Source organism: Nodularia sp. UHCC 0506, from assembly GCF_034931045.1.
GTDB lineage: Bacteria > Cyanobacteriota > Cyanobacteriia > Cyanobacteriales > Nostocaceae > Nodularia.
Genome location: NZ_JAYGHH010000034.1, coordinates 36,563 through 49,123 on the forward strand (window position 1 = coordinate 36,563; position 12,561 = coordinate 49,123).

Annotated in this window: 9 protein-coding genes and 1 pseudogene; 6 read left to right on the plus strand and 4 right to left on the minus strand. The window is 37.1% G+C overall.

Translation table 11 applies throughout. The features are described from left to right. Positions 1–84: 84 nt before the first annotated feature. Positions 85–1,122, plus strand: coding sequence for a Gfo/Idh/MocA family oxidoreductase (locus tag VB654_RS17400; RefSeq protein WP_323215073.1), 1,038 nt, complete (start codon positions 85–87; stop codon positions 1,120–1,122). Positions 1,123–1,289: 167 nt separating this feature from the next. Here the strand turns inward: VB654_RS17400 and VB654_RS17405 are convergent, their stop codons facing one another. The 3 genes from VB654_RS17405 to VB654_RS17415 all read right to left on the minus strand — a co-directional run bounded on the left by VB654_RS17405 (position 1,290) and on the right by VB654_RS17415 (position 5,522). After that, positions 1,290–3,467 carry a glycogen debranching N-terminal domain-containing protein gene (locus VB654_RS17405; RefSeq protein WP_323215074.1) on the minus strand — a complete coding sequence of 726 codons (2,178 nt, stop codon included), beginning with the start codon at positions 3,465–3,467 and terminating at the stop codon, positions 1,290–1,292. Between the two features lie 10 nt (positions 3,468–3,477). Further along, positions 3,478–4,557: a TIGR03885 family FMN-dependent LLM class oxidoreductase gene (locus tag VB654_RS17410; protein ID WP_323215087.1), complete on the minus strand. Its 1,080-nt coding sequence runs from the start codon at positions 4,555–4,557 to the stop codon at positions 3,478–3,480. Positions 4,558–4,967: 410 nt separating this feature from the next. After that, the gene (locus tag VB654_RS17415) at positions 4,968–5,522 is read right to left on the minus strand and encodes a CAP domain-containing protein (RefSeq protein WP_323215075.1); all 555 of its coding nucleotides are present in this window, start codon (positions 5,520–5,522) and stop codon (positions 4,968–4,970) included. A gap of 235 nt (positions 5,523–5,757) precedes the next feature. Between VB654_RS17415 and VB654_RS17420 the strand changes: the two genes are divergently transcribed. Next, complete coding sequence (locus tag VB654_RS17420; RefSeq protein WP_323215076.1) at positions 5,758–6,789, plus strand: AI-2E family transporter; 1,032 nt, start codon at positions 5,758–5,760, stop codon at positions 6,787–6,789. Between the two features lie 140 nt (positions 6,790–6,929). On the opposite strand, the gene VB654_RS17425 is transcribed toward VB654_RS17420, so the two are convergent. Then, positions 6,930–8,354 (minus strand): TIGR03985 family CRISPR-associated protein, encoded by a 1,425-nt coding sequence (locus VB654_RS17425; RefSeq protein ID WP_323215077.1) that lies wholly within the window; start codon positions 8,352–8,354, stop codon positions 6,930–6,932. 115 nt (positions 8,355–8,469) lie between these two features. On the opposite strand from VB654_RS17425, the gene VB654_RS17430 reads away from it, so the two are divergent. The 4 genes and pseudogenes from VB654_RS17430 to VB654_RS17445 all read left to right on the plus strand — a co-directional run. Then, positions 8,470–9,777, plus strand: coding sequence for a Card1-like endonuclease domain-containing protein (locus VB654_RS17430; protein WP_323215078.1), 1,308 nt, complete (start codon positions 8,470–8,472; stop codon positions 9,775–9,777). Then, the gene (locus VB654_RS17435; protein ID WP_323215079.1) at positions 9,777–11,402 is read left to right on the plus strand and encodes a Cas10/Cmr2 second palm domain-containing protein; all 1,626 of its coding nucleotides are present in this window, start codon (positions 9,777–9,779) and stop codon (positions 11,400–11,402) included. Before VB654_RS17430 ends, VB654_RS17435 begins: the two co-directional genes overlap by 1 nt. Further along, the gene (locus VB654_RS17440; protein WP_323215080.1) at positions 11,395–12,069 is read left to right on the plus strand and encodes an RAMP superfamily CRISPR-associated protein; all 675 of its coding nucleotides are present in this window, start codon (positions 11,395–11,397) and stop codon (positions 12,067–12,069) included. Before VB654_RS17435 ends, VB654_RS17440 begins: the two co-directional genes overlap by 8 nt. Beyond that, positions 12,070–12,561: pseudogene (locus VB654_RS17445) on the plus strand (hypothetical protein); the annotation flags it as partial.

Genomic DNA, 12,561 nt, shown 5'->3' on the forward strand with positions numbered 1-12,561 from the left:
CATCAACCCATGAGGTATGTGTCGGGAGGAATGGGAGGGAAATTATGTTCCGATGCACTTCCATAAATTAACCAAAAAATGAAGATGATCAATACAGCTCTTTGTGCTTATGGGGTGTCTGGGATGGTGTTTCATGCACCATTCATTGATTTACATCATGGATTTCAACTAGCAGGTGCTTGGGAAAGAAGTAAGAAGCTGATCCAAGCTGATTATCCCCATGTCAACAGCTATCCTTCTTTAGAAGCTTTGCTGGCGGATGATGAAGTAGACTTAGTGGTAGTAAATACACCCACTTACACCCATTATGAATATACTAAACAGGCTTTATTAGCTGATAAGCACGTAGTAGTAGAAAAAGCATTCACTACAACAGTAAAAGAAGCGGAAGCACTGCAAGAATTAGCACGAGAAAAGCAAAAAAAATTATCTGTATACCAAAACCGGAGATGGGATAGTGATTTTCAAACAGTAAAACAAATTATCCAGTCAGACGTACTGGGAAATATTGTAGAGGCAGAATTTAATTTTGTTCTATATAAGCCAACACTCAGTCCTAAACAACATTTAGAAGTTCCAGGGACAGGATCAGGAATCATCAAAGATTTAGGGCCACACTTAATAGACCAAGCTTTGGTCTTATTTGGGATGCCTCATGCTGTTTTTGCGGATATCCGAATTACAAGACCAAAATCGCAGATAGAAGATTATTTTGAATCGATATTGTACTATGACAAACTGCGGGTGAAATTGAAAGCGAGTTTCCTGGTGCGCGAACCTGTAGCATCATATATCATACATGGCAGTCATGGTTCTTTTCTCAAAAGCAGGGCTGACGCACAGGAAAAGAATTTACGCGCGGGGATGAAGCCTAATACATCTGATTGGTACACAGAGCCGGAAAGTGAATATGGCTGGCTGCATACGGAAAAAGATGGCGAAGTAATTCGAGAAAAAGTCAAGAGCTTACAGGGTAGTTATCTAAAATACTACGATGAATTGTACAAATCAATTGTGGATGGTCAGCCAATTCCTGTCACTGCGGAAGATGGAATTAATGTGATGCAGATTATAGAAGCGGCTATTCAGAGCAGTAATGAACAAAAAGTAATAGCCATATAGGAATCCGGTTTGGTTTATGTTCGCGTAGCGTGGGGTAGCCATATTTACTCGTAGAGGTAGGGAACAGGGAATCAAGGAATAGGTCGTTTTGTATGGCTTACGCCACGCAAGCTATCAAAATTCAAATAGGAGTCCTATATAAACTTTACTGTTCACGGAAAACACTATCATTGGCCGGGGGCATGAATTTTCCACGGTTGCCAAGTTTGCTGTTTCACCTCTATCTCGCCAGATTTAACTACTGCATCCCAATGGGTAGTTTCACCTTTACGCCAAAACTGCAAATCTACACGGGAATTACCAATTTCTAGGTGCTGGAGTTCAATCTCCGGTAGCCATGCTGGGAGATGGGGGTCAATGTAAAGTAACTGATGGGGTGCATTGGCTTGTAAACCCAGTATTGCTTGAATCAGATGAAAAACTGATGCAGCAGCCCAGCCTTGAGGCACGTTGGCTTCTATGTAAGGAACTGGGAAAGCTCCTGGTTCCTGTTTAATTCCTGCAAAAAGTTCTGGTAAACGATAACTAGCAAAATACTTTCCAGCATCAAAAATACCATGAGCAACTGCGGCTACTTCTGTAACGAAACCATAACGCTTAAATCCCATGGCAATGATGCCGTTGTCATGAGGCCAAATTGAACCTAAGTGATAGGAATAAGGATTATAAGCGTGGTTTTCGGTGCTTAAAGTGCGAATACCCCAACCACTCCACATATCTGGTTGCATCAGCCGCTTTACCACACGGGCGGCACGTTCAGTCCTGGCGATACCACTCCATAGACAATGACCTGCATTTGAAGTGAGCGATCGCACTGGTTTCTTTTCTGGATCTAAAGCAAAAACATAACAGTCTAAATCTTCACTCCAGAAATGCTCTTCAAAACTTACTTGTAGTTTAGCAGCTTTAGTGCGTAATTCTTGGGCAAAATTTCCTTCCCCTAAAACATCAAACACCTCTGCCATTCGCATCCAAGCATCAAACACATAGCCTTGTAATTCACATAATGCCTTTGGTGCTTTTACTTGACTTCCATCTGGATAGACAACTGCATTACCGGAATCTTTCCAACCTTGATTTTCAATTCCCCTTGATGATTGCGTTTGGTACTCTTGAAATCCATCACCGTCTAAATCTCCATAATTATCAATCCATTCCAGACAACGCAATGCTTTATCCCGGTTATTCTGCAACAGTGAATCATCTCCCAACCACTTCCAAGTTTCATGCAAAGTAATCAGAAATAAAGGTGTGGCATCGGCAGTACCGTAGTAAGGTGTATGGGGAACTTTGGCAAAATGTGCTAATTCACCTTGGCGGACTTCATGGAGAATTTTACCCGGTTGAGCATCACGCCAATTATCTAATTCAGTCGCTTGTAACTGTCCTAATTTTTGCAGCGCTCCACGTGCAAAACCTGGATGAACAATCATATTTTGCAGACTGATAATTAAGCTATCACGCCCAAATAGGGTCACAAATTTGGGGACACCTGCGGCTGGTAGCCAAATATCAGGTTCAAAGTCATAATCATATAATCGCAATGAACCTAAATCCTCAACTGACTGGCGATAAAGTCTCATTACATCTTCATTACCGCAAACAATACCAGTTACCGAGTCTCGCCATTGACAATGCAATCTTTCTATTTCTGTATTGATGGTGATGGGATTTATCATGTTTTCATAACAAAAATCAACTGCTTCACGCAGGTGCTTATGATCAATCAGATGATATTTACAGCAGGCGTGCCAAGTTTGACTCGGTTCTAATGATATTTCAAAGGTAATGCGACCGTTTGCATAGTGGGGTTGGGATGTAAAGTTACAAGGTTTGTAAATTAAACAACGGTAAAATGTGTCGTTTTTGTAGCTTGTTTCTAACTGATTTTCTGGTTCACGCCATCTCGTTTCAATATGTCCCCGACGCACACATTGCTGTGATTCTACCTCGAAGATATCGGCAAAGTCGGAACCAAGGGCAATTTCTAGATTAAAGTTGACAGGATGAGAGGCATGATTTGTAATGTCTAAATCCTCATGTATTCCCTGTTCTACTGTCCGGCTAATAATTAAGGATAAGTCACCTTGAGCAATTTTGCCTTGTTTAGAAGTAAACTGAGGATTTAACAGATAAACCCGCGCCGCATAATATGTTGTGGTGGTGGAAGTCAGGCGAATCCAAGGGCTACCATCAACGTAGCAAGCATAATGACTTAAAAATCTGGTATCGTCTGAAAAAATTCCTAAATGACTATAGGGATTGATTGCTCCAGCCAAGTCAGTGGCCATAAAGGTACTACCATGATTAATCATTAAAATGGGTGGGCCGACAGTGACGCGCATAATTGCAGATTTATTCCTTAATTAATATCTTCAACGAAGAGAAATCCGGGGTTAAGCAGAGTGAATAAGTGCTATTTTGTTTCAAACTCACCCTTGCTCCCTGCTCCCCTGAGTCTTTTTCAAGTGCTGGAATCACCTGTTTACCAAAAATTTCAATAAAATTTTGCTGTTGGCGGTTAACGTTGTGCAGATAAATTTCGTTAAAACCTAGTTCTATATCTTGTTTAAGCCAGTCAATATGCTGTTGGGGATTGGCGGAAATTCGCACATATTTATACATATCTTCTGGTTTGACAAATTGGGCGATCGCCTCAAATTGTTGGGGATGACGTAGGTTTGTTAATATAGAGCTTGGAAAAATATTTGTGCGCCATTGATCATAAGCTTCCTCTAGGGCTATAGTTTCATTTTCTGCATAAGAAAGCTGTACTTTTAAATACATTGGCTTTCCCTCACCACCACCCCGCCGGAATGCTGTTACCACTTCCTGCAAGCTTTCGTAAGGGTGAGAAATAGTAATCAATCCATCCGCCCAACTTCCTAACCATTCCGCAGTTGCTGGAGTAATTGCAGCCCCAATCATCAATGGTGCTATTGCTGGCTTGGTATAAAGCTTTGCTTGTTCCACATTCACCAAACCGTAATGGGTTACACTTTCACCAGTCCACAGAGCGTGGATCATCTCAGCGCATTCTCGCAAGCGCATATTTCTGACATTTTTCGCCGGCCAAAAATCCCCTGTAATTTGCTCATTTAAAGCCTGTCCACTGCCTACAGCTAACCAAAACCGTTGCGGAAACATTTCACTCAAAGTCGCCGCAGCTTGAGCAATAATCGCTGGATGATAGCGCTGTCCGGGGGCGCAAACCACACCAAAATTCAGGGGTGTCTGTTGCATAGCTGCACCTAGCCAAGACCAAGCATAACCGCTTTCGCCCTGGCGATCGCTCCACGGATGAAAATGATCAGAACAAGATATGCGACTAAATCCAGCTTGATGCGCTGCTTGGACGTATTCTAAAAGGGCGCTGGGCTTAAATTGCTCGTGAGAGGCGTGATAGCCAAAAAATGCCATAGATTTAATTCCAATCTCATGATTAAAGTGCAATAGACAGCAAATTGAAGCAATACGAAATTGCGAACTTCATAAATAATTGATGCCGCCAACCTAAGATTTTATTTTATCTATCTAATAAGTTAATCCTTCCAAATAAAATAGACAAAATCCAGGGTTTTGTAACCGTATTTTGCTTATAAAGGGACAGATTAAATAGACCAAAAAAGTATAAATATTAAACAAGTAAATTTAAGTTATACCTTACTGTTTTACACTTATGTCAATAGTTTTATTACCACCCTCAGACAGAATTAATCTGAAGTTTCACACCTAAAAAATCAGTCTAGCAGCCAAGACACACACCAAAAACTTATACCGGAGAAGGGTGTAAGCAATTCGGTTAATATCTCCAGCCTTGCTGATAAATTCTTCACTCACTTGTTTTAACGCCGCATAAACAACTGAGTAATGTAATAGGTATTGTTAACTCGCCAAACTCCTACACCCGTTTCTATAAAAACTGGACGGAGAATGTTCTCCCGATGTCCGGGACTTTCCATCCAACCATCAACTGCTACTTTTACAGGTTGAGGAACATTCGTACTTTTGAAGAGATTTTCACCTACTACCCAATAAATCATACCACTAGCCTGTACTCTGTCTTGGAGAGTGCTGCCATCATTGCCGGTGTGACTAAAAAAGTTTTTTTCTGCCATTTGTCGGCTGTAGTTACGGGCAACCTGTGCTAGTTTCTCATTATGCTCTAAAGGCTGGAGTCCTTCATCTTGACGTACTTCGTTAATACGTTGTCGAATTGCAATCTCCATTTGGTTAGTTGTAGCCGATTGGGTGGGTGGTAGTGGTTGTGGCGACTTACCTGATGGGATCTCAACTCTAGGTAAAGGTGGTAAAGACTCAACTAACTGTTCACATCCAGTGACAACCAGCGTCATTGCTGCGCCGATAAACCATAAAATCTGGGATAATTGGTTTTTCATACTTAATTTATTTGCCAATAGAAATTAATCATTAATTGCACATCTATCGTTTGATATAATTTCTTAAATAAGTTGTGTTTTCACATTGCTGGCAATAATGATTTAACTCAGATATTACAGTTATTTCTGGAAATGATAAATATTATGAGAATAAGTGTTGCTGCACTGGTAAAATATTCTTACTCTTGGTTTGAGATTTTATATTTATTAAATAGATATTAAAGGAAAATAAAGTATGAAAATTGGGCAATTACTGGGATTTTTTGCACTGGTTATCTCTCTTTATATTCTCTGGGAAATTCGCCGATTATTGTTACTTTTATTTACAGCCATTGTGTTAGCAACAGCCATTAGCCAACTAGTCCAGAGGTTTCAAAGGTCTGGGGTGCAGAGAATTTGGGCTGTGTGGCTGAGTGTACTGATTGTCCTGATTGTGTTAATTGGTTGCTTCGTGTTAATTGTGCCACCTTTTATCGACCAGTTTGAGGAATTAGTGCAGTTGTTTCCCATTGGAGTAGCCCAGTTTCAACAGATGATCACTTGGTTAGAAGGCACGATTATTGGACCATACATCACAAATTTACCAGATATTAACAATTTACTGCAACAACTTCAGCCATTAAGTGAAAATCTCTTTAGACAAGCCCTCACCTTCTTCTCAACTGGATTGACTGCGGCTTTAGAATTGTTACTAGTAATAGTTTTAACTTTGATGTTGTTAGTTAATCCCCAACCCTATCGTAAGGTTTTTGTACGCTGTTTCCCCTCATTTTACCGCCATCGGGTGGAAGAAATTCTTACTTTGTGTGGCCAAGGTTTGGGACACTGGACAGTAGGTGCTTTGATTACAATGCTGTTTATTGGCTTTTTAAGTGGTTTGGGGTTGCTAATATTACGAGTACCTTTGGCACTTGCTCATGCTGTACTAGCAGGATTATTGAATTTTATCCCTAATATTGGCCCCACCTTAAGCGTAATTTTACCAATGACTATCGGTTTTCTGGATGCACCTTGGAAAGCGATCGCAGTTTTAATTCTATACCTGATCATTCAAAATATAGAAAGCTACTGGCTAACTCCCACAGTCATGGCCAAACAAGTGTCATTGTTACCAGCGTTTACCCTCACAGCACAACTCTTTTTTGCCGGCTTTTTCGGTGCTTTGGGATTAATCATGGCGTTACCCTTGGCGGTAGTTGCAAAAACTTGGATAGAAGAACTCGTCTTTAAAGATGTCTTAGATAAGTGGAAACAAACATCTTCTTAGCTCGACTTTATTCATTGTTACACTTAGGCGCTATCCTTGAAATCTTTTTTGGGTAGGTATGATAATTTTTAAATTTCATCGATAGCAACTAAATTGTCTTGGAAGTATGGATCAGTTTCGGAAATTATGGCTGTAAAACCCTATGTATACAAATTCCCAGTATTTTGGAGTTCTAGCAACATTTCTTGTCTTAATTGCCAAGGTAGTAAAACTTCTACTTTCGAGCCTAAAGCCCGTAACCATCTAATTACGTAATAATCTGTGTTTCGATAATATACTTGGTAATAAGCATCATCACTTGAGCGAGATTCAATAATCTTTAAAATATGCTGCTGTGAACTTTGTGTCTTTTGTCGAATTATTTTTTTTGCTTGTTCATAAGTAACAGGTTTAAATATTTCGTGTATATTAATTCCTTGGATATAGTTTTGATGAAAATTTTGGTCAAACCGCAATATCATTAATGTTTTTTCTTTATAAAAATCACAACCCCAAGCTTCCTTTAATTTTTTATTGACTGTTTTAGGGGTTGGTAGTTGATTATCTTGATATTTATCTTTTAAAAATTGTGGAACACGATTATCTTGCCAATCTAAAACTTCTAAGCGTTTAGAAATAATCCTATCTAAACGATACTTATACCAGTTTATATCACCTTTTGGAGTCTTGCCATAGGCACATAAGTATTTAGCACGTTCCATAAAATAAATACAAACCGGATAAACAACACACTCCTTGATTTTATTTTGATGGGCGCTAAGATAAGTCAAAAGTAAAGGCTGAATTTGTCCTGAATCCCAAAGAGACTGCAAATCACTTTGGATTTCGTCTACTGCATCTTGTATTGGACTAGATTCAGGTACTACGTAATCAACATACAAAAATACTCGATGATTATCTTCATCTACTTCCTCTTCTGAGATTTGTTCTGCTAGTAAAGGTAAACTAGGGTCAAGAAAACTAAACATACCTAAAGTTCCAGCTAAATAAACTTGTTTTTCATTGCTTAAATTGGTTTCATATCCAAGATTTTCTGATTTTGTAGAAAGTGGTAATACATCTACTCTATGGTAATATTTACTTCTACCAGACACATGATTTACTCGTTGCAAGCATTTTTTGCTGACTAATAAATCTAAATCGCTTTGAAGTGACTTGCGAACTTGAGCAAATAAACGTTCGTTGAGGATTTCTTCTACCAGTTTTGCTAAATCCGAATTATATACAGGTATTTCCTGTTGTAAGGAATTTCGCCATTCGTCTATAGGTACTTCCAATTCTAATAACCATTGTTTGGTAGTTTTGAGACAAGCACAGTTAGGATCTTGATGGTTAATTATGTCTGCTTGTTTTTCATCTTTGTGCGTTTCAGTAAAAAAAGCTTGTCGCCAGTCAGTATAAGTAAAGGTGCTACCAGTAGCCGCTTGTCCTTGGTCACTATAGAGCCAATGTAACAATACCCACAGCCGAATAGCACGAGTCAGATTGTGACTTTGATCAAGAGAGCCATTGGCTAACTGCTGTAAGATGTTGGGAAATGGGAAGGTAGTTGAGAGTATATTCACTGAGGATCAATGGGTTTCGGGTGTGCTTTCCAATGTAGCAGCTATTGGAAGGGGGTATTTCCAAGGCTATGTATACTGGTAATAGAAATTTTGACACAAGGATATATCAGACATTATGAGTACATCAGAGTTAGATAACTATAAAGTTGACCATCTATTTTTACTGATAGGTGAAAACCCTTTACCTAATTATGTGGCGGCAAAACTTTTAGTGAATAAGGATGGAACTGTTTATTTAGTGCATACAAGAGATACATACGAAACTGCAAACAATCTACAAATTATTCTCAGAGAAGAAAATAATAATTTAAAAGATTTGGAATTAATCAGCCTTGAAGATTATGAATCTGATGCTCATTACATTAGTACAGAAATTAGTACAAAACTAGAGAAACTAACTAATGGAATCATTGGTTTAAATTACACAGGTGGCACGAAAGCCATGTCTGCACATTCTTATAGAACATTATTTTATGAAGAAATCAAAGAGAACAATGGAAGTAATAATAAAAAGTATAAGCAGCGAGAAAATATTATTTTTACTTATCTAGATCCGCGTAATTTGGAGATGTGTATAGATAGCGAAAAGGGAGAAAGAGAACGTATAAAAATTAAGCCTACTACATTAGAAGTAGATTTAATAAAACTTTTCAATTTACATCGTCTAAATTTAACCAACACACCTGATAAAGAAGCTAAATTACCAAATTTATCTAGAGCGATGGCTAATTTATTTAGTAATGAAAGCACAAGAAACTCTTGGTTTAGTGGATTTTATAAAGAATTTTGTAATCAAGGACGAAGAACAAAACCTAATGGTTCAACGGATTGGAGAAGCAAAACTGATTTAATGGAAGTATCTGTATCTATAGAAAAATTACCAGAGGAAATGGTTACAGCTTTTAAAGAAGAAAATTTCCTCATAGATAATAAACTTTCATTAAAACAAGTTCAAAAAACAAACTCATTTGCAAAATTGAAAAATTTTTGTGAATGGTTGGATGGTTTATGGTTAGAACATTATGTGTTAGAGGAAGTGAAAAAAATAAGTGCTGATAAATTTATCAATAAAAATTATGGGATGACATTTAAGATACCCTTAGAAGGAACTGAGAAAGGTTTTGAATTTGATGTTGCGTTTACACGAGGCTATCAACTTTTTGCAATTTCCTGTTCAACAACTAGTAAAAGAGATTTATGTAAACAAAAACTTTTTGAGGCTTATTTAAGAGCTAGACAAATGGGAGGAGATGAAGCAAGAGTGATACTTATTTGCTGTTCTAATGATCCAGATTCTATTAAAGCAGAGATTGGAAATTTATTAGATCAGAAAAAAATAGCAGTCTTTGGATGTGAACATTTAACTGATTTATCTAAAAATATTGCTGATTGGATTAGCCAAAAAGATAAGGAAGCAGCATAATGAAGCAATTTACGATTACAGTTATTGATACCACTGGTAAGCAAAAATACATTTTCAATAGTAACCGTCTTAGGGAAAATATAGGAGCATCCTATTTATTATCCCAGGCTACGAGTGAATGGATAAAAGATATTTTAGAGGAGGAGTTAAAGATTCCAAAAAATCTTCAAAGAGAACCAATAGAAACAAGTGGATTTGATGCTGAATTAATCTATGCAGCAGGTGGTAATGCACTAATTATATTCAGATCAGATGAACTTGCTATCAAATTTACAGAAAAGTTGAGTCAGCGAGTCTTAAAAGAAGCATTTGGTATTAATCTTTTGGTTGCTCACGCTAATTTTATATGGGAAGACAACAATTTACGTGATATTGTTGAGGATTTGAAGAAAGATAAGATTACTTGTAAGAAACATGAACGAGTTCCTTCAGTACCATTGTTAGCTTTAGGAGTAACTGCTACTTGTAATTCAACTCAACTACCTGCTGTAGATGAGAGTCGTAACTATATTAATTATGAGGAGGATGATGAGGAAGTTGATAGCTACTTTATTTCTACGGAAACAAAGCGTAAATTAGAAGCTGTAAAACAAGCAAATCAACATCTACAAAGCCAATTTTCAGAAGTTGTTGATCCAAATATTTATAAATTTCCATATCGAACAGATCATCTGGGTAGGACAAAGAATGAATCTAGTTATGTAGCAATTGTCCATGCTGATGGTAATGGAATGGGAAATAGATTTCGGGAACAGGGTAAAGGCAAAAGTAACCGAGGGTATATTGATGATATTCGAGCATTTTCTGATAGCGTTGATAAAGCAGGATTGAATGCCCTAAAAGCTGTCACTGAAGCTCTTATTAAGGCAATTCAAAAAGGAAAAGTTATAGGTAAATTGGGAGAGTTTGAACTAAATGCTAAATACTATCTTCCGTTTCGTCCATTAGTATATGGAGGTGATGATATTACTTTTCTTTGCGAAGGAAGACTAGGTATTGAATTAGCAGCTTTATTTCTGAAAGAATTTGAAAAGCAAATTGTATCTGATAATCAACCTTTAACAGCTTGTGCGGGAATTTCTGTAGTAAAAGCTCACCATCCTTTTGCTAGAGCATATCAAATTAGTGAACAATTATGTGGTGAAGCCAAGAAATTTGTGAAAGATTCGAGAAAAAAATATTCTCTTGATTATTTTTCTGCACTTGATTGGCATTTAGCAGCAAGTGGTTTAATCGGTTCAATCTCTGAAATTCGTCAACGTGAGTATCAGGTAAATATTGATAATAATTTAGCAATGCGTCCTGTGCGTTTAAATCCTCATTATAGTGAGTGGAGAACTTGGGATTTTATTACGGAAGTGGTTAAAGAATTTAAAGAAGGAAAAGATTGGAAAGATCGTAAAAATAAAGTTATGGCTTTACGAGAAATTTTAAGATCAGGTTCTGAAGAGGCAGTTAAAGATTTCATTAATAGTTACAACTTACCAAACTTACCAAGATTCCCCGAATCTGGTAGTCAAAGTGAACAACTAGCTGAAAAAGGCTGGTTAAGTGGGGTATGTGGTTATTTCGATGCAATAGAAGCAATGGATTTTTATATCTCGCTGGGGGTAATAAGTGAATAAATATCAATTAAAAATTCAAATATTGAGTGATACTACCTTTGGTAGAGGTGATGGTGTTGCAGGTTTAATTGACCAGGAAGTACAACATGATGCTTTTGGTTTTCCTTACTTACAGGGACGAACATTGAAAGGTTTATTAAGTGAAGAATGTGATAATTTAATATCAACAATTTCATCTAATCAACATCGTTCATATTGGGAAAATATCGCCTGTGATTTATTTGGTATTCCTGGGAGTGATTTAAAAACAATGGGAATCATGCACGTAGGAGATGCTTGTTTACCAAATGATTTACGTCAATCTGTAGGATGGCAACTTAAACAAGAATCTCCCACCTTAACTACTCAGGAAGTTATAGATTCATTAACTACAATTCGCCGCCAAACTGGAATTGATGATGAATCAGGAGTATCTGTTAAGGGTAGTTTAAGATCATTTCGTGTAGTAATAAGAGGTTTGGAATTTACCACAGATTTACATTTTCAAAGTGAACCAAACAATGAAATTTTATCACTTTTATCTGTGGGTACACTAGCTCTAAGACATATAGGAAGTGGCAGAAACAGAGGACGTGGGTGTGTACGGTGTACTTTACATAATAGTTCAGATGAGAATATAACCCATGACTATATAAATTTATTTGCAACAATTTCAGGAGAGAATTAAATGAAAGCTATTATATTTTCATTACATACACAACAACCATTACTAGCAACGTCTTTTCAGGGTGATCCAAATAGTGATGTATCCTATAGTTTTATTCCTGGTAGTATGATTAGGGGTGCAATTATTGGACGTTATATGAAACAGCATAAAATATTAGATTTAGATTTGAATAATGATGAAGTTAAAAGGTTATTTTTTGATTCTAGTAAGACTCAATATTTGAATGCTTATTTATTAAGTCAGGAAGGAAAACGAACTTTACCTGTGCCTCGGTGTTTATTTAAAGATAAAGATTTAGAATTAAATAGGGTTTATAATTGGAGTACTGAACAAGATAAAGACGAACTGAAGACACCTAAATTTATAGGTGAACAATATTTTAGACAAAAAGGTGAATCAATAATTTTGTATGAAGAAAAAAGACGTATTAATATTCATAATCAACGCGATCGCCAAAAAGGACGCTCTACACAAACTAAAATTAATCGTCAA